This window comes from Actinoplanes campanulatus (genome assembly GCF_014647795.1).
Classification (GTDB): domain Bacteria; phylum Actinomycetota; class Actinomycetes; order Mycobacteriales; family Micromonosporaceae; genus Actinoplanes; species Actinoplanes campanulatus.
The window spans coordinates 300,393-321,766 of the sequence record NZ_BMPW01000010.1; the positions used below are offsets into that span (position 1 = coordinate 300,393).

24 protein-coding genes and 3 tRNA genes are annotated in these 21,374 nt (G+C 70.1%); 16 read left to right on the forward strand and 11 right to left on the reverse strand.

The annotated features are described in order from the left end of the window. Window positions 1-11 precede the first annotated feature (11 nt). The 4 genes from IEZ13_RS21295 (at window position 12) to IEZ13_RS21310 (ending at window position 3,271) form a co-directional block, all read left to right on the forward strand. Window positions 12-788 carry a class I SAM-dependent methyltransferase gene (locus IEZ13_RS21295; protein ID WP_183225712.1) on the forward strand — a complete coding sequence of 259 codons (777 nt, stop codon included), beginning with the start codon at window positions 12-14 and terminating at the stop codon, window positions 786-788. After that, window positions 785-1,351, forward strand: a complete 567-nt coding sequence (locus IEZ13_RS21300; RefSeq protein WP_183225711.1) for an RNA 2'-phosphotransferase — start codon at window positions 785-787, stop codon at window positions 1,349-1,351. The genes IEZ13_RS21295 and IEZ13_RS21300 overlap by 4 nt, the downstream gene beginning before the upstream one ends. A gap of 82 nt (window positions 1,352-1,433) precedes the next feature. Continuing rightward, window positions 1,434-2,015, forward strand: coding sequence for a hypothetical protein (locus IEZ13_RS21305; RefSeq protein WP_183225710.1), 582 nt, complete (start codon window positions 1,434-1,436; stop codon window positions 2,013-2,015). Beyond that, a complete protein-coding gene (locus tag IEZ13_RS21310) occupies window positions 2,012-3,271 on the forward strand; it encodes a PrsW family intramembrane metalloprotease (protein WP_183225709.1) in 1,260 nt (419 codons plus the stop codon). Before IEZ13_RS21305 ends, IEZ13_RS21310 begins: the two co-directional genes overlap by 4 nt. A 5-nt stretch (window positions 3,272-3,276) precedes the next feature. Here the strand turns inward: IEZ13_RS21310 and IEZ13_RS21315 are convergent, their stop codons facing one another. Beyond that, window positions 3,277-3,522, reverse strand: a complete 246-nt coding sequence (locus IEZ13_RS21315; RefSeq protein ID WP_183225708.1) for a hypothetical protein — start codon at window positions 3,520-3,522, stop codon at window positions 3,277-3,279. Window positions 3,523-3,721: 199 nt separating this feature from the next. Between IEZ13_RS21315 and IEZ13_RS21320 the strand changes: the two genes are divergently transcribed. The 3 genes from IEZ13_RS21320 to IEZ13_RS21330 are packed head-to-tail and all read left to right on the forward strand — an operon-like array spanning window position 3,722 to window position 5,208. Next, window positions 3,722-4,072: a hotdog fold thioesterase gene (locus IEZ13_RS21320; protein WP_183225842.1), complete on the forward strand. Its 351-nt coding sequence runs from the start codon at window positions 3,722-3,724 to the stop codon at window positions 4,070-4,072. A 50-nt stretch (window positions 4,073-4,122) separates the two neighbouring features. Further along, window positions 4,123-4,512 carry a hypothetical protein gene (locus tag IEZ13_RS21325; protein ID WP_183225707.1) on the forward strand — a complete coding sequence of 130 codons (390 nt, stop codon included), beginning with the start codon at window positions 4,123-4,125 and terminating at the stop codon, window positions 4,510-4,512. Between the two features lie 21 nt (window positions 4,513-4,533). Continuing rightward, the gene (locus tag IEZ13_RS21330) at window positions 4,534-5,208 is read left to right on the forward strand and encodes a DUF2786 domain-containing protein (RefSeq protein ID WP_183225706.1); all 675 of its coding nucleotides are present in this window, start codon (window positions 4,534-4,536) and stop codon (window positions 5,206-5,208) included. Here IEZ13_RS21330 and IEZ13_RS21335 read toward each other — a convergent pair. Then, complete coding sequence (locus tag IEZ13_RS21335) at window positions 5,195-5,503, reverse strand: hypothetical protein (RefSeq protein WP_183225705.1); 309 nt, start codon at window positions 5,501-5,503, stop codon at window positions 5,195-5,197. The genes IEZ13_RS21330 and IEZ13_RS21335 overlap by 14 nt on opposite strands. 132 nt (window positions 5,504-5,635) lie before the next feature. Between IEZ13_RS21335 and IEZ13_RS21340 the strand changes: the two genes are divergently transcribed. The 4 genes from IEZ13_RS21340 (at window position 5,636) to IEZ13_RS21355 (ending at window position 9,834) form a co-directional block, all read left to right on the forward strand. Further along, window positions 5,636-6,031, forward strand: a complete 396-nt coding sequence (locus tag IEZ13_RS21340; RefSeq protein ID WP_183225704.1) for a hypothetical protein — start codon at window positions 5,636-5,638, stop codon at window positions 6,029-6,031. Between the two features lie 124 nt (window positions 6,032-6,155). After that, a complete protein-coding gene (locus IEZ13_RS21345) occupies window positions 6,156-7,250 on the forward strand; it encodes a calcium-binding protein (protein ID WP_183225703.1) in 1,095 nt (364 codons plus the stop codon). 164 nt (window positions 7,251-7,414) lie between these two features. Then, entirely contained in the window at window positions 7,415-8,653 is a 1,239-nt protein-coding gene (locus IEZ13_RS21350; protein ID WP_183225702.1) for a calcium-binding protein, read from the forward strand. A gap of 116 nt (window positions 8,654-8,769) precedes the next feature. Further along, complete coding sequence (locus IEZ13_RS21355) at window positions 8,770-9,834, forward strand: calcium-binding protein (protein WP_183225701.1); 1,065 nt, start codon at window positions 8,770-8,772, stop codon at window positions 9,832-9,834. A 75-nt stretch (window positions 9,835-9,909) separates the two neighbouring features. Here IEZ13_RS21355 and IEZ13_RS21360 read toward each other — a convergent pair whose 3' ends face one another. Then, on the reverse strand, window positions 9,910-10,221 hold the full coding sequence (locus IEZ13_RS21360) for a hypothetical protein (RefSeq protein ID WP_183225700.1): 312 nt from the start codon (window positions 10,219-10,221) through the stop codon (window positions 9,910-9,912). 235 nt (window positions 10,222-10,456) lie between these two features. Beyond that, entirely contained in the window at window positions 10,457-10,579 is a 123-nt protein-coding gene (locus IEZ13_RS47530; RefSeq protein ID WP_260179598.1) for a hypothetical protein, read from the reverse strand. A gap of 81 nt (window positions 10,580-10,660) precedes the next feature. Between IEZ13_RS47530 and IEZ13_RS21365 the strand changes: the two genes are divergently transcribed. Continuing rightward, window positions 10,661-11,407 carry a calcium-binding protein gene (locus IEZ13_RS21365; protein ID WP_203834105.1) on the forward strand — a complete coding sequence of 249 codons (747 nt, stop codon included), beginning with the start codon at window positions 10,661-10,663 and terminating at the stop codon, window positions 11,405-11,407. A gap of 339 nt (window positions 11,408-11,746) precedes the next feature. On the opposite strand, the gene IEZ13_RS21370 is transcribed toward IEZ13_RS21365, so the two are convergent. The 7 genes from IEZ13_RS21370 to IEZ13_RS21400 all read right to left on the reverse strand — a co-directional run bounded on the left by IEZ13_RS21370 (window position 11,747) and on the right by IEZ13_RS21400 (window position 16,314). After that, window positions 11,747-11,823: transfer RNA gene (locus IEZ13_RS21370), tRNA-Phe, on the reverse strand. 14 nt (window positions 11,824-11,837) lie between these two features. After that, a tRNA-Asp gene (locus IEZ13_RS21375) sits at window positions 11,838-11,911 on the reverse strand. A gap of 59 nt (window positions 11,912-11,970) precedes the next feature. Further along, window positions 11,971-12,043, reverse strand: a tRNA-Glu gene (locus IEZ13_RS21380). 169 nt (window positions 12,044-12,212) lie between these two features. After that, window positions 12,213-13,190: a MerR family transcriptional regulator gene (locus IEZ13_RS21385; protein ID WP_183225698.1), complete on the reverse strand. Its 978-nt coding sequence runs from the start codon at window positions 13,188-13,190 to the stop codon at window positions 12,213-12,215. Further along, entirely contained in the window at window positions 13,180-13,746 is a 567-nt protein-coding gene (gene idi, locus IEZ13_RS21390; RefSeq protein ID WP_183225697.1) for an isopentenyl-diphosphate Delta-isomerase, read from the reverse strand. Before idi ends, IEZ13_RS21385 begins: the two co-directional genes overlap by 11 nt. After that, window positions 13,746-15,227, reverse strand: coding sequence for a phytoene desaturase family protein (crtI, locus tag IEZ13_RS21395; RefSeq protein WP_183225696.1), 1,482 nt, complete (start codon window positions 15,225-15,227; stop codon window positions 13,746-13,748). Before crtI ends, idi begins: the two co-directional genes overlap by 1 nt. A 55-nt stretch (window positions 15,228-15,282) precedes the next feature. Continuing rightward, window positions 15,283-16,314 carry a polyprenyl synthetase family protein gene (locus IEZ13_RS21400; protein WP_229794857.1) on the reverse strand — a complete coding sequence of 344 codons (1,032 nt, stop codon included), beginning with the start codon at window positions 16,312-16,314 and terminating at the stop codon, window positions 15,283-15,285. 117 nt (window positions 16,315-16,431) lie between these two features. On the opposite strand from IEZ13_RS21400, the gene IEZ13_RS21405 reads away from it, so the two are divergent. The 4 genes from IEZ13_RS21405 (at window position 16,432) to IEZ13_RS21420 (ending at window position 21,005) form a co-directional block, all read left to right on the forward strand. Continuing rightward, entirely contained in the window at window positions 16,432-17,319 is an 888-nt protein-coding gene (locus IEZ13_RS21405; RefSeq protein WP_183225694.1) for a phytoene/squalene synthase family protein, read from the forward strand. Next, complete coding sequence (locus IEZ13_RS21410) at window positions 17,319-18,647, forward strand: cryptochrome/photolyase family protein (RefSeq protein ID WP_183225693.1); 1,329 nt, start codon at window positions 17,319-17,321, stop codon at window positions 18,645-18,647. The genes IEZ13_RS21405 and IEZ13_RS21410 overlap by 1 nt, the downstream gene beginning before the upstream one ends. A 112-nt stretch (window positions 18,648-18,759) precedes the next feature. Further along, a complete protein-coding gene (locus IEZ13_RS21415) occupies window positions 18,760-20,121 on the forward strand; it encodes a dihydrolipoyl dehydrogenase family protein (protein WP_183225692.1) in 1,362 nt (453 codons plus the stop codon). A gap of 35 nt (window positions 20,122-20,156) precedes the next feature. Beyond that, window positions 20,157-21,005, forward strand: coding sequence for a Rieske (2Fe-2S) protein (locus IEZ13_RS21420; protein ID WP_183225691.1), 849 nt, complete (start codon window positions 20,157-20,159; stop codon window positions 21,003-21,005). Window positions 21,006-21,374 lie beyond the last annotated feature (369 nt).

A 21,374-nucleotide genomic window follows, 5' to 3' on the forward strand; every position in this document is an offset into this window, starting at 1 on the left:
GAGTAGTGACCATGACAGAGCCGACGACCGGTGACGCCTTCGGCGAGATGATCCGGGACGCGTACGCCGTGCACATCGGGGCCGGACGGCGTCCGCTGGCCGGCGGGCGGTACCCGCGCCCGGTGATCGAGGTGATCGAGCGCGACGACGGGCTGATCAACGGGGCGCTCGCGGCCCACTACCTGAGTGAGCCGGCGGACTGGCGGCCCTTCGACCACCGGGCCATGACGTTCTGCCGGGGCCGGGTGCTCGACGTCGGGGTGGGCGCCGGGCGGTCGGCCATCGAGTTGCAGCGCCGGGGGATCGCGGTCACCGGGCTGGACACCTCGGCCGGCGCGATCGAGGTGGCCCGGAAGCGGGGGCTGCGCGACACCGTGCTGAACACGGTGGACGAGTTCTCCCGCGCCAGCGTCCGGTACGACACGTTCCTGCTGCTCGGCAACAACCTGGGGCTGATCGAGGGCCGGGAGCGGGCGCCGGCGTTCCTGGCCGCGCTGGCCCGGCTGGCGGCGCCCGGCGCGCGGATCGTGGCGCAGGGCACCGACCCGTACGGGACGACCGATCCGGTGCAGGTGGCCTATCACGAGGAGAACCGGGCCCGCGGGCGGTTCGGCGGGCAGCTGCGGATCCGGCTGCGCTACCGGGAGGTGGCCAGTGCCTGGTTCGACTACCTGAACTGCTCGGTCGACGAGCTGGAGGAGCTGCTCAAGGGCACCGCTTGGCGCCTGAAATCCATCGACGACCACGATCACCCGTACTACCTTGCGGTCATGGAGTTGATGGAATGACAGTTCTCAACCGCGACCAGGTGCGCCTCAGCAAGCGGATGTCCCTGGTCCTGCGGCACCGGCCGGAGACGGCCGGCCTGACCCTCGACGCGAACGGCTGGGTGCCGGTCGCCGAGCTGCTGGCCGCCCTCGGCGTCACCCGTGCCGAGCTCGACCAGGTGGTCGCGCACAACGACAAGGCACGCTTCGCGGTGTCCACCGGCCCGGACGGGGTCGACCGGATCCGGGCCAGCCAGGGGCACTCCCGGCGGGTCGCCGTGGATCTCGATCTGCCGCCCGCGGTCCCGCCCGCCGAGCTGTTCCACGGCACCCCGCGGGCGAACCTGGAGGCGATCCTCCGGGAGGGGTTGCGCCCGCGGAGCCGTCATCACGTACACCTGTCGGTCGACGTGCCGACGGCCGTGACCGTCGGTCGCCGGCGCTCGCCGGACGTGGTCGTCCTCCGCGTCGCGGCGGGGGTGATGGCGGAGCAGGGGCACGTGTTCCACCGCAGTGACAACGGGGTATGGCTTACCGCGATCGTGCCGTCACAGCACTTATCGGAAAAACGGACAAATCCGTAATCTGCCAGGTTGATCGACCATCCACTGTGTCCGGACTTCGGTTCTCCGGACAGCGGCGGGTCGCCGCCGTTAGCTTGGACGGATGGGGAGGGTCACTCGGCGTCAGCTCACCGACCTGCCCGGCACCCTGAGTCTGCTCATCGCCCTCGTGCTGGCATCGATTCTGGCCGTTCTCGCCTTCGGTCTCCCCGCCCTGGACCGGGCCGTTCCGGCCGAACGACCGGTCGCGGCCGGTGAGCCTTACCGGGTCGCCGCGGGCGTGACGATCGTGCCGCCGGACGGGGCGAGCCTCGACGCCACCGGCACCAGGCCGGGCGCCGAGCGCGGGACCGCACTGTTCCGGCTCGGCCGCGTGCAGTACGCGATCGGCGTCGAACCCTTCAAGGGCGACCTCACCGCCGCGGCCGTCCGGCTGCGGCAGCGCATCACCGGCACCTCCGGGAACCAGGTCACCGGCACCCACCTCACGGTCTCCACGGCCGGTGGGCTCGCCGGGGTCGAGGGCGGGTACACCGCCGGTGACCGGGACGGGCGGTACGCGGTCTTCGTCGCCGACGGGCTCATCATCGAGGTCATGGTCAGCGGGGACGACGCCGACCTGGAGAGGGCGCTCCCGCGGATCGACGCCAGCACCCGCACCCTGCGCTACGAGACGGAAAAGTGAGCGACGCCGTCCGGCCCGGAACCACCCGGTCGGCCGCGTTCCTCCGGCAGCCCGCGTTCTGGGTGGTCATCACGATCGTGGCAGCCGGCGCCGTACGGATCTCCCAGATAGCCGTGCTGTTCTTCACCGCCTACCCGGTCGCCACGATCACCGCGATCCTGCTCTTCGCCCTGCTCGCCGTACCGTTCTGGCTGTTCGTCTCGGAGCTTGACTTCCTGGAACGCGAGCCACCGAGCCTGCGCGTGCTCGCCTTCGCCTGGGGCGGCCTGGTCGCCACCAGCGTGTCGATCCCGGGCAGCATCGCGCTGGACAACCTGATCGCCAAGCTCGGCTCACCCGACCTCGCCGCCGAGTGGGGCGCCGCTCTGGCCGGGCCGACGGTCGAGGAGATCGCCAAGACGCTCGGCGTGGTCGCGATCGTGCTGATCGCCCGGGCCCAGGTCAACAGCGTGCTCGACGGCATCGTCTACGGGGCGCTGGTCGGCCTGGGCTTCCAGATCGTCGAGGACGTGATCTTCGCGATCGGGGCGGTGCAGCAGGCCGGTGAGGGCGACCAGGTGCAGCCGGTGATCACCACGTTCCTGGTTCGGGGGTTCCTGGCCGGGGTCTGGAGCCACACCCTGTTCGGCGCGCTGGCCGGAGCCGGCATCGGCTACCTGGTGGTGAACCGGCACCGGTCCCGCGGTCGCCGGATCGCGGTCGCCGCCCTGGCCCTGTTCGCCGCCTGGGCCTCGCACTCGCTGTGGAACTCACCGCTGTTCCGGGAGAGCCTCGGTGACGGCGCGCCGGCCCTGCTCGCGGTGCTCGTCTTCAAGGGGCTGCCGCCGCTGCTGCTGGTCCTCTACCTGGTGCGGCGGGCGCACGACCGGGAGGCGGCCTACTACGTGGGAGTCCTGGCCACGGTCCGCGATCCGGCACTGATCACCGAGGGCGAGCTGCGGGTGCTCGGGTCCGGCTCCCGGCGGGGCGCGGCCCGGCGGCACGCCGCGGTGCACGCGGGCCGAAAAGCCAGATCAGCGGTACGCCGTCTGCAGCGCGCCCAGGCCGCCCTCGCCGTCGCGCTGAGCCGTGACCCGGACGGACCGGCCGAAGCGGAGGCCACCGCGGTACGCGAGCACCGCGCCACCCTCGCCGCTCTCGGGCATCCGGAGGCGGTCGAGGGGGCACGATCCTGGCGGCACACCGCCTCGACGGTGGGCACCGCCGCGCTGGCCATCGCCGTGCTGTGGGTTGCGCTGTCCGCTCTGGGGAGTTGACGGCGTCAGGCCGGGGGAAGGCCACCGTCCCCGTCGACGATCACGTCCGGGGTGCCGTCCTCGTCCAGGTCGACCATGGTCAGGTCGACCTTCCCGTCCCCGTCGGTGTCGAACTGGTAGAGGTCGGGCTTGCCGTTGCCGTCGGTGTCCGACACCCAGACGTCCGGCCGGCCGTCGCCACTCGTGTCCTTGGCGAGCAGGTCGACGCGATCGTCGCCGCGGGTCTCCACGGTCTCCTGCGGATCGGTCATGGTGCTCCTCTCGTCGGCCGATGGGCCGGCCGTCACGGCCGCTCAGTACCCATCGGTTCAATCGGTCAGTCCCCGGTCCTGTGATGGTTGTCGCTGGTCCGGCCCGGCAACGGGCGTAACGTACGCCGACGTGGATATCGCTGAGGACGGCAAGCAACACCTGTTCACCAGCGGTGGCGGCGGTGCGCTCGCGGAACGGATGGGCATCGAGATCACCGAGGCCACCGCGGAACGGGTCGTAGGCATCATGCCCGTCGAGGGCAACACCCAGCCGTACGGTCTGCTGCACGGCGGTGCCTCCTGCGTGCTCGCCGAGACGCTCGGCTCGGTCGGTGCGGTGCTGCACGGGCGGACCGTGGACCGGCCGTTCGCCGTCGGCGTCGACATCAACGCCACCCACCACAAGGCGGCCCGCTCCGGGCTGGTCACCGGCGTGGCCGTTCCGGTCCACCGGGGCCGGGCAGTGGCGACCTACGAGGTGGTCATCACCGACGAGGGTGGCGACCGTGTCTGCACCGCCCGGATCACCTGTCTTCTCCGTGGTGCCTGAATTCCCTCGTCGCCGTGCGTTCCTTGACGGTCCGACGTACCTTTTCTGACGTGACCGAAGTACCACAGCACGCATTCGACGACGCCGCGCAGGTTCTGCAGTGTGCGCTCAGCGGCGACAGCACGGCTGTGGCCGACACCTTCGACGCGGTCGTCGACCGGGACGGCGTCGTCGGTGCCTGGGACGTCGCCTGGTGCCTCGCGGCGACCATGGTCGGGCAGGTTCCCGGCGGTGGCGCCTGGACCCTCGAGTTCCCCGGGATCGACGACGCGCGCTACGACAAGCGGTGGGTGGCCCGGTTCGTCAGTGCGTATGTGAACGGTGACTTCCCGACCGGTGAGGCGCTGTTCGGTGCGGCGATCGCCGACGGGACCCTACCGGACTGCCTGCTCGCGCTGGCCGGGTCGACGGTCGCGACCCTGCGCCATCGGGCCGCGTGAACTGCTTTACCCGTACCTCTGATGTCTGACGCCCTGCTGGCCCGGGTGCGCAAGCTGCTCGCCATGGCCGAGGATCCGGCCTGTACGCCCGGCGAAGCCGAGGCGTTCACCGCGAAGGCCGCCGAGCTGATCGCCAAATACGGCGTCGACCAGGCGATGCTCGCCGCCGAGGATCCCACCGCGGACCCGGTGGGCGACCGGGTCGTCACCGTCGATCCGCCCTACGCGCGGGACAAGGCCGGGCTGCTCGCCGCCGTGGCCGCCCCGATGCGCTGCCGGGTGGTCCATCTGGAGCGGCGCGGGCTGGCCCGCAGCCATCTCTTCGGGCACACGGCCGACCTGGAGCGGGTCGAGTTGCTCTTCACCTCTCTTCTGGTGCAGGCCGCACACGGCCTCGCCGCCAGCCCGGTGCCGGAGGGCGAGCACGCGGCGGCCTACCGCCGATCGTGGATGGCCGGTTACACCCAGGCGATCAGCGGGCGGCTCTGGGCGGCCGAACGATCCGCGGCCGCCGAGACGCCGGGCGCGGAGATCGTGCTCGTCGACCGGACCGACCTGGTCGAGCGCCGGCGCGACGAGGCCTACCCCCAACTGGCCCGGATGCGGCCGCGACGGTTGCGGGGCAGTGGAATCCTCCGCGGGTTCCAGGCCGGGCAGGTCGCCCACCTGGGCGGCACCGAGGTCACTTCGATTTGAGGTAGAGGGCCTTCGCGTACTGAGCGGCGGCGGCGTTGTTATACATCGACGCCTGTGACATGAAGAAGCTGTTGTCGGCGATCGCGCGAGCCGCCTGTGATGTGCCGGACCAGCGGATGTCCGCCTCCGCCTCGGAGAGGCCGCGAGCCTTGAACTGGCGGCGCATCGCCATCTTCCCGGCGCGGAACGCGTCGGCCGCCTCCTCCGCGCTCTTCATGCACGACAGCGCCTTCTCGCTGAGCGCCTCAGCAAGCGTGTAGGCCGCCTGCTCCGCATCGTTCGTGAAAGTCTGCACGACGACGCCTCCTCGCGTCCGGGTTGACCGATCCCGATAACACACTCTGGAGGAACGGGCGGGACCGTACAAGGCCCGTTTACGGGCCTGTGGACAACCGTATGCGGAGGCGCTGAGATAGCTTCTCGCTTCATGACCGACGGGGAAGTGTTCGATGTGGAGCGGAATCGGCGCTGGCTCCTGCTTCTGGCGGTGGCCGCGGTCACGCTGATCCTCGGAGCGGCCTCGGCCACCGGGGTCATGTACTACGCCGGCTGGCGGCACACGCCCGAGCGTGAGTTCACCGTCGCGGTGTACATGGTGCCGGACGCGACCGTGGCGGAGCGCACGGCGGTGCGGGAGGCGCTCGGCGGGTTGCCGGCCGTCGACGGGGTGCGGGTGGAGGACGAGGCTCTTCATCTGACCGCGCTGGGGCGTGACTTCGACTGCTCGCCGATTCCGGTGATCCGTGCGTCGGCGGGGGTGGACCGGGTGCGGGTCACGATGCGCCCGCTCGGCCGCCGGGTCGGGGCTGTGCTCGGCTGCTGACACACGTACGAAATGACTTAGTGACATGCGTCACTGGACACGGGTCAGCGCGCCGAAACGGTATCGTTCTACGATCTTTCTCCGTGGACGGCTTCCGCCCGCTCTTGAACGGGGAGTTTTTTCGATGTCTCTGATCAACCGCAAGACTCTTGCCGCTGTTGGCGCCACCGCCATCGCGATCGCCACCACCGCTCTCTTCGCGACCCCGGCTCAGGCGGCTTCGGCCGGCCTCGCCAAGGTCGTCGGCACCAAGACGGTCCAGTTCCAGGCCCTTCTCGGTAAGTCGAACTCGGTGAAGCTGACCATCTCCGGTCGCACCGTGACGATCACCGACAAGGTCGCCATCAAGGCCGGCAAGGGCTGCAAGTCGGTCAACTCGAAGAAGGTTCGCTGCACCACCAAGGTGAAGACCGCGAAGCTGAACGTCGCGCTGGGCGACAAGAACGACTACGTGCGCAACTACACCAACGTCTACATGCTCGTCGACGCCGGCACCGGCAATGACACCGTGATCGGTGGCAACGCCAGCGAGGAGCTGCAGGGCGACTACGGCAACGACAAGCTCTACGGCAACGGCGGCAACGACAAGCTGTTCGGCGAGAGCGGCAACGACTACATCGTGGGCGGCGCCGGGAACGACCGGGCCGAGGGCTGGACGGGCGCCGACAAGATCTACGGCAACGCCGGTCTCGACAACCTTCACGGTGGGAGCGGGAACGACCTCCTCAACGGCGGCACCGAGGTGGACGTCCTCAGCGGTGCCGACGGCAACGACTACCTCTACGGCGGCACCGGTGAGTACGTTTCCGGTGAGGACATCTACGGTGACACCTTCTACGGTGACGCGGGCAACGACGTGATCTACGGCGAGGGCGACACCGACATCATCGAGGGTGGCGCCGGCAACGACCGGATCTCGGCCGGTGCCGACCTGGACCTCGTTCGGGGTAACGAGGGCAACGACTACATCTGGGGTGACGACGGCAACGACCTGCTCGCCGGCGACGACTACACCTCCTACGGCGGCACCTACCTCGCGATCGGCAGCGCCGCCGCGGCCGACCGGGTCAACGGTGGCAACAACTCGGACCTGTGCCTGGTGACGGGCTCTTCCACGACCAGCCTCTGCGAAGCGGTCGTGACCGACTCGGCGGGCCTCTCGGTGGCCGGCAAGTCCGACGACTTCTCCCGCTTCGCCAAGATCCGCGCGGCGAAGTAAGTAACACCGCTCTTTCGAACGGCCTGGCTGCTTCTCGCGGCCGGGCCGTTCCTTCGCTTCTGTGGATCATCTGTTCGGCCGAGGCGCGTCGAAACGGTAGCGTTCTACGATCCTTGCCGATCTGTCGGCGGTGCCGGCCCTGACCAGTACTCACGGGGATTCACATGTTCCTGATCAATCGCAGGACGCTGGCCGTCATCGGCGCCAGCGCCGCCGCGGTCGCTTCCACCGCCTTCCTCGGCGCGCCCGCGCAGGCGGCCGCCGGTGGTGCGGCCAAGGTCGTCGGCAGCAAGACCGTCCAGTTCCGGGCCGTCACCGGCAAGGCCAACGGCCTCACCATCACCATCTCCGGCCGGACCGTCACCCTCGACGACAAGGTCGCCATCACCCCCGGCAAGGGCTGCAAGGCCGTCTCCGGGGACCGGACCAAGGTCCGCTGCACCACCTCGGCCAAGACCGCGAAGCTCGACGTCAACCTCGGCGACAAGAACGACTGGGTGCGCAACAAGACCTCGGTCTACCTGCTGGCCACCGGCAGCCTGGGCAACGACACCCTGATCGGCGGCGCGGCGGGCGAGGAACTGCGCGGTGGTGGCGGCAACGACACCCTGTACGGCAACGGCGGCATCGACAAGCTGTACGGCGAGGGCGGCAACGACACCCCGCGCGGCGGGACCGGCGACGACCAGATCTATGCGGGCACCGGCAACGACCGGGCGTACGGCGAGGCCGGCGTCGACATCATCGAGGGCGCGAGCGGAAGCGACGTCGTGCTCGGCGGTGCAGGGGGCGACCTCATCAGGGGCGGCTCCGGCAACGACAGCATCTACGGCGAGGCCGGCGAGGACTTCCTGGTCGGTGAGGACGGCGACGACCGGATCCTCGGTGGCGCCGACGCCGATTCGGTCCTGGCCGGTGCGGGCCGGGACGTCGTCTACGCGGGTGCCGGTGAGGTGACCTTCACCGACGAGGAGGGCGAGTTCGTCTTCGGCGACTATGTCGACGGCGGTGCGGGCGACGACCGGCTGTTCGGTGAGGGCGACGTCGACGTCCTGTTCGGATCCGAGGGCGACGACCTGATCGATGCCGGCACCGGTGACGACGTCGCGTTCGGCGAGGGCGGCAACGACGCGATCTACGGCAGCGACGGCGACGACATCCTGGTGAACGAGGATGTCGACGAGAACGACGCGCCGATCGGCAGCGCCACCGCGACCGACCTGGTCAACGGCGGCGCCCACGCGACCATCGGCGACATCTGCCTGGTGACCCCGGGCGCCCGGACCGCCGGTTGCGAGCTCTTCGAGTTCCCCGAGAAGACGGGCGCCCTCTCGGTTGCCCCGTCGGCGGAGGTCGCCACGATCCTCGACCGGGTTGCGAAGATCCGGGCCTCGCACTCCTGATGTCAGTCCAGTGACGTGAGTCACTGAATAAAGGCATGACGTCGAAACGGTACCGTTCTATTATCATCGGCATCACTGGCTGGGCTTCCGGCCGGGTTCATCACGGGGGTTCCTACATGTACCTGCCCAACCGCAAGTTCCTCGCCATGATCGGCGCGACCGCCGCGGCCGTCGGCTCCACCGCTCTGCTCGCCGCCCCGGCCCAGGCCGCCGCGGTCGGCTCGGCGAAGGTCGACGCGTACGGCGTGGTCAGCTTCGCTGCCTCGACGGGCAAGACCAACGGGCTCACCATCACCGTCTCCGGCCAGACCGTCACCCTCGACGACCTGGTCACCATCAAGGCCGGCGCCGGGTGTGCCGCGGTCGCCGGTGACAAGACCAAGGTCACCTGCACTGCCACGAAGATCAGCTCCCTCTCCGTCAGCCTCGGCGACAAGAACGACTGGGTCAAGAACAAGACCGCGTTCGGGATCTCCATCGACGGCGGCGCCGGCAACGACACTCTCGCCGGCGGCTCGGCGAACGACCGCATCGTCGGCGGCAGCGGCAACGACAAGATCTACGGCGGCGCCGGCGGCGAGGTCATCTACGGCAACTCCGGCAACGACATCGTCTACGGCGGTGCGGGCCCGGACAACGTCTCCGGCGGCACCGGCAACGACAAGATCTACGGCCAGGACGGCGACGACCAGGTGTACGGCGGGTCCGGCACGGACCTGATCAACGGCGCCGCGGGCCGGGACCGCCTGCACGGTGGCGCGGGCGCCGACAAGATTTACGCGGGCGCCGGCACCGGCACCGCGACCGAATTCGGCGACCAGGTCTGGGGCGACTCCGGCAACGACACCATCTACGGTGAGGCCGGCGATGACGAGATCAACGCCGGCTCCGGCAACGACATCGTCGACGCCGGCTCCGGTGACGACGGCGTGCTCGGCCAGTCCGGCAACGACACGATCAAGGGTGGCTCCGGCGACGACCTCCTCGCCGGTGAGAGCATCAACGACCAGATCAAGGCCGTCGGCAGCGCCAAGGCCAAGGACAACCTGAGCGGCGGCTCCGGCGTCGACCTCTGCCTGGTGCTCAAGAGCGGCAAGGCGTCCTGCGAGTACAAGTCCTTCCAGGACTACATCGGCAACCTCTCCGCGTCCCGCGCGGCCGTCATCGGCCGCCTCGGCTGATCATCTCGCTCCATCGGGACGGCCCGGCCGCGTTCAGCGGCCGGGCCGCTTCCCTTTCCAAGAGCAGAACCGAGATCAGTACGACGACGACGGGTCGAATCCGAGGGCGTTGATGATCGTCGTGACGAGGAGCGCGATGGCCATCCCGATGGCGATGAAGACGGCCATCCCGATCAGCGCCACCACCACGCTCTTCCCGGCACCGAGCAGATCCCCGCGCATGATCTTGCCGTAGTCGGTCCGCGCCCACACGATCGGCGGCAACTTGCCGCCGCCGGCCGGGCCGGACGAGGCCGTCCCCGTGGGTATCGGGGCATCATGACTCGACCCGATCCGGTAGCCGTTCTTCTCCCCGGAACCTTTGGCTGACGAAGTCCCCTGCACCATGATGCCGCCTCCTTGGCCACAACCAGCGCGATAGTTGTCCCTCACATCGGCAGGGAACAGGCACGCCAACAGGGGCCGTTCGACCCGTCTTCGCCGCTGGATCCCAGCCCGCAGCGAGAGCCGCCCTGAGATCCACTTCGGTTTGTGCAGAGCCCGGGGGATGGCGAAGCCCTCAACCGCGTAATCGCGGGTGGGGCCTGTCCCGTCGGCCACGTCTCCGTACTCCAGGTCGTGATCACACCAGTTCCCGCAGCTGATCCTCGTCGAGGCGGAACCGGCTGCCCGCCGCCTGCCTCCGGACCTGCTCCCGCTTCGCCTGCGCCGGCGCGGTCAGGCCACCCCTGTCGGGATACCTCACGGGGTGACACGAAAACGGGAGATGAGCCGACCTCACGTCCTCATAGGATATTTCGTATCCACAGCTAAGGACGGGGTTCTGATGTTCAGTCTCAACCGTAAGAAGCTCGCCGCGATCGGTATAGTTGCCGCCGCCACGACCGCTCTCCTTGCCTCTCCGGCACAGGCCTCTACGACTGCCAAGGCCGAGGTTGTGGGAAAGAACAGCACCACCGTCCGGTTCACCGCGGCCGGTGGCCAGGCGAACTCTCTGGTCATCACGATCTCAGGCCGGACGATCACTCTGAACGACAATGTCGCCATCAAGGCCGGCAAGGGCTGCAAGGCGGTCAAGGGCGACAAGACCAAGGTCAAATGCACCACCAAGAAGAAGCCGACCCGACTCACCGTCACGCTTGGTGACAAGAACGACTTCGTCGACAATGAGACCGCGGTTCCCCTGACCGCCAACGGTGGTGCTGGCAACGACACCGTCTTCGGCGGGAACGGTAACGACACCCTCAACGGCGGTGACGGTGTCGACGACGTGCAGGGTGGTGCCGGCAACGACACCCTCCGTGGCGGTCGCGGTGATGACCATGTTGAAGGCGGCTCGGGCAAGGACAAGCTGTACGGCGAGGCCGGCAACGACGACCTGATCGGTGGCGACCTCGACGGCGAGATGTCCGACGGCGCCGACACCATCTACGGCGGCGCGGGCAACGACTTCCTGCTCGGGGGCTACGGCAACGACACCCTTTACGGCAACGCGGGCAACGACAACCTGCTCGGTGGCGCCGGCAAGGACAAGCTGGTCGGTGGTCCCGGCGAGGACGCCGCCACCCAGTAGTACCGCCGGCACAGGGGCCCGGGCCGCGCCAGCCAACCGGGCCCTCGTTGCCCGCTCTCGCGTGAATGGGTTCTCGTCCGGGCGGTTAGGCGGGTGTCCAGCAAGGGTGGTGATCAGCCGGTAGTCACCGATGGTCGTGCCGGTGCTGGTCTTGACCGTGATCCGGGCGTCGATGACCCGCACCCAAAGGGTTGAAACGGCAAGGAGGAAAGCCGTTGAGGCGATGATCGCGCTTACCCACGGAGCGGTCATGATCCGAGGCGGCGAAACAGCCCGGAAAGCAAAACGTCCACCGCGCGAAAACGCTGGTGGACGGTGCTCAGTGCCCGGCGAAGAGCCTGGTGGCCAGGGGCGGGGTCGAACCGCCGACCTTCCGATTTTCAGTCGGACGCTCGTACCAACTGAGCTACCTGGCCGTTAACTTGCCTTGCGGTCCTGACGGGACTTGAACCCGCGACCTCCGCCTTGACAGGGCGGCGAGCACTCCAACTGCTCCACAGGACCTTGCTATGTAACTGTCTTGCCGTTTGGCTTGTCAGCAACTCTCGCTGCTAACTTACCAGTACCCCCAACGGGATTCGAACCCGTGCTACCGCCTTGAAAGGGCGGCGTCCTAGGCCACTAGACGATGAGGGCAACTCCGCCATCATTGCACATCGCGCTGGCTGCGCGACTGGCAACGTTTGGTGGTTTTGGCCCCAACCGCGCCCCCCGCTTGAGGCATGCAAAGCATATGCGATACCCGTACTGATCTTCAAATCGGTACCCCCCTTTCTTGTTCTCATGGCCTTGAGCAGGGGAAACATCAGGCGCAGGCGGCCTTGACGACGTGGACGGCGCCGGTGAGGCCGGTCAGCCGGGTCACCGGCGGGGGCAGCGAGGCGGTCGGCCAGCCCGGTCCGGCGGCCCCGATCACGAGTGGTGGGCGGGGCAGGGCCAGCAGGCGGTCCAGCTGGATGACGTCTCCGGTGGCGGGCACCTGGGACCAGAGCACCACGACCGTGGGGCCGGTGCGGTCCACCGCGTCCAGCAGCGCCCGCGGTGGGACCCGTGCTCCCAGCAGACGGCTCGGCACCCCGCCTTCGGCCAGCGCGGCCGCCAGCGCCTCCAGGGGAAGGGTGTGCTGTTCCTCGTCGGCCGCGGCGAGCAGAACCCGTGGGGTGAGTTCGCGCGACGGGCGGGGCACGATGCTGAGGGCCTCGGTGATCGAGCGGGAGAGCAGGTGTTCGACCTCGACGAACCGTTCGGTGGCCTCGTACCGTTCGCCGATGCCGATCAGCACCGGCATCATCACCCGTTCCCAGGCGAAGGTGACCCCGTGGCCGGTGACCGTCGATTCCAGGATGTGGCGCATCGCCGGCCCGTCCAGCCGCATGGCGGCCCGGGCCAGTCCACGGGCGGCGGGGTCGGCCCGCCCGCCGAGCGCGATGGTCTGCCCGCCCCCGGCCGGGCCGTTCACGGTCACCGGCTCGCCGACGGAAGAGGAGACAAGCGAGTCGCTGACAGAGCCGGCAGGGGGCGAGACAGCCGGACTGCCGGCGGAGGGCAGGACGGCCGGCGAGCGGCACGCCCAGGCGGCCGCCTCGGCGGGCGCCACACCCTGTGCGGTCAGCCGCTGCATGACCTGTAGCCGGTCCATGTCCTCGACGGTGTACCGCCGGTGATGACCGGGCTCGTGCACGCTGGGCCCGAGCCCGTACCGCTGATGCCAGGTGCGCAGCGTGGTCACCGCGACGCCGAGACGGCGCGCGGCCGCGCCGGCGCTCAGGCCCTCATCGCCCACCCGGCCCCTCCGGTGCGGCGAGCAGGTGCGACGCCAGGCGTTCGGTCACCCCGCCGAGCCAGGGCGCGTACGCCTCCGGGGCCGCCTGAACATCCCGGAGCAGGTCGTCGACCGTGATCCACCGCAGGCGCGCGACCTCGGCCGGGTCGGGCCGGAACTCCAGTCCGGCGGGTACGGCACCGAGCAGCACGTGGTCGTACTCCCGCTCGACGCGCCCGGTGACCGGGTCCTCGGCGAAGTACACGTAGACGCCGACCTCGGTGAACGGCACCGGCTCGACACCTAGCTCCTCAGCCAGGCGCTTGCCGGCTGCGGTGGTGAGGTCCTCGCCCGGCCGGGGGTGCCCGCAGCAGGTGTTGCCCCACCGCAGCGGGAACCGGGTCTTGGCGGCGGCCCGCTGTTGCAGCAGCACCCGTCCGGACTCCTCGCGCAGGAACACCGAGAACGCCCGGTGCAGGAGGCCGGGCGACTCGTGCGCGTCGAGGACGGTGGCCGAGCCGGTGACCGTGCCGTGGTCGTCGACGAGCTCCACCAGGTCGGCTTCGCGGGACAGCATCAGGAGACCTCCGTGATCCGGGCGGCGGCCAGTTTGCCGGAGATCAACACCATCGGTACGCCGACGCCCGGCTGTGTTCCGGAGCCGGTGAACACCACGTTGGGCAGGCTCGGGTGCAGGTTGGACGGGCGGAACGGGCCGGTCTGGCCGAACGTGTGCGCGGCCGCGAACGGGGTGCCGGCGGCCATGCCGGCGTCGGCCCAGTCCGCGGGCGTGATGATCCGCTGAACCTCGACACCGTCCCGGAAGCCGACGTAGCCGCGCCGCTCCAGGACGCGCAGCAGCTCGTCGGCATACCGCTGGTCCATGCCGCCGCGCCAGTCGATCGGCCCGGCTTCGAGGTTGGGGGTGGGCGCGAGCACGTAGTACGTCTGCCGGCCGTCGGGCGCCGCGGACGCGTCGGTGTGCGTCGGGTTGGTGACCAGCAGGGACGGGTCGCTCATCAGCAGACCCCTGCGGATGACCTCGTCGAAGGTGCCCTTCCACGCCGTACCGAAATGGATGTTGTGGTGGGCGATCCGCGAATAGGCCTGGCGGGAACCGATGTGCAGGACCACGCACGAGGGTGAGAAGCGCAGCCGCCGCAGGCTGCGGCGCGGCGGCAGCAGGTCGCGGTAGGCGACCGGAAGGTCCGGATTGAGCACCACCACGTCGGCCGGTATGTGTTCGCCGTCGGCCGTGACGACTCCGGTGGCCCGGCCGTGCGCGGTGGTCACCCGCTCGACCGTGGTGTCGTAGCGGAACGTCACGCCGTGCTTCTCGGCGGCGCCGGCCAGCGCCTTCGGCACGGCGTGCATGCCGCCCTTGGGGAAGTAGACGCCGGCGACCGAGTCCAGGTACGCGATGACGGCGTAGATGGCCAGCGCGTCGTGCGGGGCGAGGCCGGCGTACATCGCCTGGAACGAGAAGATCCGCTGGGTACGGGGATCGCGGAAGTACTCCCCGATCTTGGGCTGCAACCGTCGGAACGCGCCCATGCCGAGGAGCCTCAGCAGGTTGAGGTTGAGCAGGTCGACCGGGGTGTCCAGGTTCCGGCCGATGAAGTGGTCGCGTTCGAGATGCCAGAGCCGCCGGGTGAAGTCGACGAACCGCAGGTAGCCGTCGGCCTCGCGGGCGCCGCAGACCCGGGCGATCTCGGCCGCCATCCGGGTGGTGTCGGTACGCACGTCGAGCGTGGAGCCGTCCGGGTAGTACGCCCGGTACGCCGGGTCGAGCGGGGTCAGCTCCAGCCAGTCGCTCAGTTTCTCGCCGACGGCGGCCAGCGGCTCGGCGATCAGGTCGGGCATGGTCAGCACGGTGGGGCCGGTGTCGAACTCGTACCCCTCCACGGCCAGCCGCCCGGCCCGCCCGCCCGGGACCGGCTCCCGCTCGACCACGGTGACCTGGCGCCCGGCCGCGGCCAGGTGCAGCGCGCAGGCCAGACCGCCGAGGCCGGCGCCGACCACGATGACGCGGTCGGTGGGTCCGGTCACGGTTCGCACGTCACGACTCCCAACAGAACCAGAGGGGCCAACAAACCAGAGGGGAAGGAGAACATCATGCCGGGCGATGACTCGCGGCCGCCGCCAGTTCGACCAGAGCGGTCCGCGCATCGGCCCGGACCGGCGAGTCGGTGATCGCCGCCACACCCTCCCGGACCCGCTCCCGGATCATCTCCTCGACCCGGGCCGGCGCACCGGTCGCCGCGATGATCTCGGCCTGCCGGGCGACGCCGGCCACCGCCAGCTCGTCGAGCTGTGCCTCGGTGGCCATCCGGCGGGCCATCATGAGCAGGGTCGTCGGCTTCCCGGTGCGCAGGTCGTCGCCGGCCGGTTTCCCGGTCACCGCGGGGTCCCCATACACCCCGAGCAGGTCGTCGCGGAGCTGGAAGGCCTCGCCGACGGCCAGCCCGTACACCTGGTAGGCCTCGTCCAGATCGGTGCGCCCCGCGCAGGCGAGGGCCAGCCCGAACGCGAGCGGCCACTGCACGGTGTAGCTGGCCGTCTTGTGCCGGGCCACGAGCAGCGCCCGCTCCACCGACCAGGAGGCCGGGTCGGTCTCGCCGAGAACGTCGAGGTACTGCCCGGCGATCGCCTCGATCCGCATCCGGTCGTAGCGGGCCCGGACCTCGACCAGCACCGCCGGGGGCGCCGCGGTGCGGGCCAGTAGCTGATCGGCCCAGACCAGGCAGAGGTCACCGACCAGGACGGCGGCCGAGTCACCGAACTGGTCGCCGTGCTGGGCGGCGAACAGCCGGTGCGCGGTGGGCCGGCCCCGGCGGGTCGCCGAGCGGTCCATCACGTCGTCGTGCACCAGGGCGAAGGTGTGCATGAGTTCGAGAGCGGCGAGAGCGGGTAAGACGGCCTCGACCGGCTCGGTGGTGCCGACGACGCCGCGCCAGCCCCAGTACGCGAACGTCGGCCGGATCCGCTTGCCGCCGGCCATGACCAGGTCACGGGCGGTGCGGGTGAATCCGCCCAGGGCGGGGTCGACGGCGTCGAGCGCGGCGATCTGGGCGGCGAGGAAGTCGGCCAGCGTGCCCTCGACGGCGCCGATCAGCGCTCGGTGCGAGACCGGCTGGCGGGGGATCGCTTCGAGGCGATTTCCCTCGAGGGTGTGATTGGCCACGCTCAGTACCGTACCCTAACTTTGTGAAGTTGCGTCGATTCGTGCGTCGATTCTGAATCTGCAGAGCGAGGACCCGGCATGGAAACCGATCTGGCAGCGGCCTACGAACGCTGCCGTCAACTGCATCGCGAGCACGGACGGACGTATTACCTGGCGACCCGGTTGCTACCGGCGTGGAAGCGCCGACATGTGCACGCCCTCTATGGATTCACCCGATATGCGGACGAAATCGTCGACCGGACCGAGTCCCGGCCCTCTGCCGAGCGAGCCGCCCTGCTGTCCGCGTGGTCGAACCGGTTCCTCGCCGGCCTGCGCGGCGAGCCCACCGGCGACGAGCTGCTCCCGGCCGTGCTGCACACCATCGCGATCTTCGACCTGGACCTCGAGGACTTCGAGAAGTTCCTGCGCAGCATGACGATGGACATCACGGTCACGTCGTACCGGACCTATGACGACCTGCTCGACTACATGGAGGGCTCGGCCGCGGTCATCGGCACCATGATGCTGCCGATCCTCGGCTCCTCCGACCCGGTCGCCGCCCGCGAACCGGCCCGGCAACTCGGCTTCGCCTTCCAGCTCACCAACTTCATCCGGGACGTCGCCGAGGACCTCGACCGCGGCCGCGTCTACCTGCCCGAGGAACACCTCGACGAGTTCGGCGTCACCCGCCGGACCCTGCGCGCCGGCGTGGCCACCCCGGCGATCAAGGCGCTGATCAAGGCGGAGGTGGCCCGGGCCCGCGAGCACTACGCCCTGGCCGCCCCCGGCATCCCGCTGCTCGAACCGGCGTCCCAGGCCTGCATGCGCACCGCGTTCCAGCTCTACGGTGGCATCCTCGACGAGATCGAGGCGATCGGCTACGACGTCTTCGGCCGCCGGGCCACCGTGCCCCACCACCGCCGGGCCGCCGTCGCGGTCCGCAGCCTGCTCACCCGCCCCGGCACACCCGTCCAGCTGGCGGCCTGATGTCCACCGCCGTCGTCCTGCTCACCCGGGACCTGCGCCTGGACGACAACCCGGCCCTCGCCGCCGCCTGCGCCGCCGCCGACCGGGTCGTCCCCCTCTACGTCCTCGACCCCACGCTCGCCGGCCTCTCCCCGAACCGCACCCGCTTCCTCCACCAGAGCCTCGCCGACCTGCGCGACCGGCTCCGGAAGCTGGGTGGCGACCTGGTCGTGCGCGAGGGCGACCCGGTCGCCGAGACCATCCGGACGGCCCGCGACACCGGCGCCACGACGATCACCCTGGCCGCGGACGTGAGCGGCTACGCCCGCCGCCGGGAACGCCGCCTCGCACACGAGTGCGACCGCCACCGCATCGCCCTCGAACGTCACGCCGGACTCACCGTCGTCGAACCCGGAACGCTCCGGCCGGGCGGCGGCAAAGACTGCTACCAGGTCTTCACGCCCTACTATCGCTCCTGGTCAGCGGCACGATGGCGACCCGTGGTGGCCGCACCGGACCGGCTCACCCTGCCGGACGGCGTCACACCCGGAGACCTGCCCGCCCTTCCGGCCGGAGAATCACCCCACGCCTGCGAGGGTGGCGAGACCGCGGCCCGGCGCCGGCTCACCGCGTGGCTGACACACGACATCGAGGGGTACGACGACGCGCACAACGATCTCCCCGGTGACGTCACGAGCAGGCTCAGCCCGTACCTCCGCTGGGGTTGTCTCTCCCCGCTCAGCCTGGCCGAGACGGCGCGCTCGCGAGACGCCGAAGCTTTCGTCCGTCAGCTCTGCTGGCGAGATTTCTACTACCAGGTCGCCCGCGTCCACCCGAGACTGTCGACCGAGGCGCTGCGCCCGGCCGCCGACCGGGACTGGCGCTACGACACCGACGCCCTGGAACACTGGCAGGACGGGCTCACCGGCGTCCCGATCGTCGACGCCGGGATGCGCCAGCTGCGCGACGAGGGCTGGATGCACAACCGGGCCCGCCTGATCACCGCGGCATTCCTCACCAAACACCTCGGCATCGACTGGCGGTCCGGGGTGGCCTGGTTCTTCCGATGGCTGCTCGACGGCGACGTGCCGAACAACTCGGGCAACTGGCAGTGGACCGCGGGCACCGGCAACGACACCCGCCCCTACCGCAGGTTCAACCCGATCCGCCAGGCGCTCCGGTTCGACCCCGAAGGCGTGTACGTTCGTCGCTACGTACCGGAGTTGAAGGGGATCGCCGGCGCCGCCGTGCATCAGCCGTGGCGCCTCCCCGAACCGGAACGCCGCGGCCTCGACTACCCCGAACCGTTGGAATCGCACCGGGACGAGGCGGTCTGGCTGCGGGACTGATTCACCGTCCGGTTCTGCCGGACGGGAGCGGGGCCCGCCGGCGGTTGCGTCCGTCAACGTCTCTCCGGCGGGACCCGCGACTCTCGCCGCTTCCGATGGTTAGCTGGACCCCATGGGTGACGTGCGCAACGTGGACGTGGTGGTCATCGGGCTCGGTGTGGGCGGCGAGGAGGCCGCCGGACGGCTCGCCTCGGCCGGACTCGACGTGGTCGGGGTGGAACACACCCTGGTCGGGGGCGAATGCCCGTACTGGGGATGCATCCCCACCAAGATGATGGTCCGCGCCGGCAGCGCCCTCGCCGAGGCACGGCGCATCCCCGGCCTGGCCGGCGCCTCCACGGTGGAACCCGACTGGGCACCGGTCGCCGGGCGCGTCCGCGACCAGGCCACCGACGACTGGAACGACAAGGCCGCCGTCGACCGCCTCACCGGTAAGGGCGGGACCTTCGTGCGTGGCCGGGCCACGATCACCGGTCCCGGCCGCGTCCGGGTCGGAGAGCAGGAGTACGCGGCAGCGCGCGGCCTGGTCCTCGCCACCGGAACCGTGGCCGTCATCCCACCGATCGACGGTCTCGCCGGCACCCCGTACTGGACCAACCGGGACGCCGTCGAAGCCGCCACCCTGCCCGGCTCCCTGATCATCCTCGGCGGCGGCGCGATCGGCTGCGAGTTCGCCCAGGTGTTCGCCCGCTTCGGCGTCGCGGTGACGATCATCGAGGGCTCCGCCCGGATCCTCGCCATGGAGGAGCCCGAATCGTCCGAGGTCGCCACCGGAGTCCTGACCGCCGACGGGGTGACCGTGAAGACCGGCGTCCGCGCCACCCACGTGACCCACGACGGCGCCTTCACCGTGGCCCTCACCGACGGGAGCACCGTCACCGGTGACCGGCTGCTCGTCGCCACCGGTCGCGCCGCCCGCCTCGGCGAGCTCGGCCTGGAGACCATCGGCCTCGACCCGGGCGCCCGCTTCCTCACCACCGACGACCGGATGCGCGCCGCCGACCGGGTCTGGGCCGTCGGCGACGTCACCGGCAACGGCAACTTCACCCACATGGCCATGTACGAGGCCGACATCGCGGTCCGCGACATCCTCGGCCAGGGCGGGCCCGGCGCCGACTACCGCGCCCGGCCCCGGGTCACCTTCCTCGACCCCGAGATCGGCGCGGTCGGCCTCACCGAACAGCAGGCCCGCGACACGCTCATCGACGTACGGGTGGGCCACGTCCCGCTCTCCGCCACCTCCCGCGGCTTCGTGCATGGCCCCGGCAACGAGGGCTTCATCAAGGTCGTCGCCGACCACGAGCGCGGTGTGCTGGTCGGCGCCACCACTGCGGGCCCGGCCGGTGGCGAGATGATCGGCGCGCTCGCCGTCGCCGTCCACGCCGAGGTGCCGATCAGCACCCTGCACAGCCAGATCTGGGCGTACCCCACCTTCCACCGGGGCATCGGCGACGCGCTGAAAGCACTCGCCTGACGTTTCGACCGCGACCGGGTGGGAACCGCCAAGACATGTTGCGGCAGGTTCTCACCCGGCTCGAACAAGCGGACGCCCTCGACGGCGCCAGCGACAAGCTCCAGGCGGCGGTCACGGCCACCGTCCGGCCACGCACGCTGCGCGACCTCCTGCACGGCACCTGGATCGGGCATCCCCTGCACCCGGTGCTGGTCCAGGTCCCGGTCGGCGCCTTCCTCTCCGCGGCGGTCCTCGACCTCGGCAGCTCCCGTTCCACCGGTAGGGCGGCCACCGCGCTCATCGGGGCCGGACTCGCCGGAGTCGCCCCCGCCGTGGTCGCCGGCCTCGTCGACTGGTCCGAGATGACCAGGGACCGGCGCCGGGTCGGCCTCGTCCACGCCGCCGCCAACGCGCTCGCCGCCGGTCTCTACGCGACGTCCCTGGTGGCCCGGCTCACCGGGCGGGTCACCCAGGGAAAGGCCCTGGCCTACGCGGGACTGTCGGTCGCGGGAGCGGGTGCCTTTCTGGGCGGACATCTCTCGTACGCCCAGGGCGCCGGAATCAGCCACGCCGCTCCCGAGGTGACGCGCCTCCCCGATGAGTGGACCGTCGCGGGGTCGCTCGCCTCACTGCCCGACGGCAAGCCGACCGCTCGCCGGGTGGGTGACACGGCCGTCCTCTTCTTCCGTCAGGGCGACCGGGTCACCGCGATGATCGAGCGCTGCTCCCATGAGGGAGGGCCGCTGAGCGAGGGCGAACTCGCCGACGGGTGCGTGGTGTGCCCGTGGCACGGCAGCGCCTTCCGCCTCACCGACGGAGCCGTGATGCACGGGCCCGCCGGCAACGACCAGCCCGTCCTCCCGGTCCGGGTCCGCAACGGCATGGTCGAGGTACGCCACCCCTGAATCGCGCCTGGCCTGCGGAAACTGCTGAGGGTGACCCCCGATTTGGAGGCCCGGAGACCAGCGGGTAATGTTTTGCGAGCCGGCAGGGAAACGGGCGAGGTAAACCGGGTCACTCAGCACTGAGAGATTCGCACACCGGCCGTCCTGCCAAATCCGCTGAACCAAGATCGCAGCATAGCTGCGCGCTTGGCGCGGTGGACTTACTAGGGCAGATCGGAGCCAACCGGGAGAAACCGGTTGACAACACCGAGAAGGCCTAGTAAAGTAGAGCGAGTGCCCCGGGGGGCCGAGACGCGAAAGCGGAGCGGTTCGAAGGTGTGCGGTTGTTCTTTGAGAACTCAACAGGGTGCTTGATAAGCCAGTGCCAAT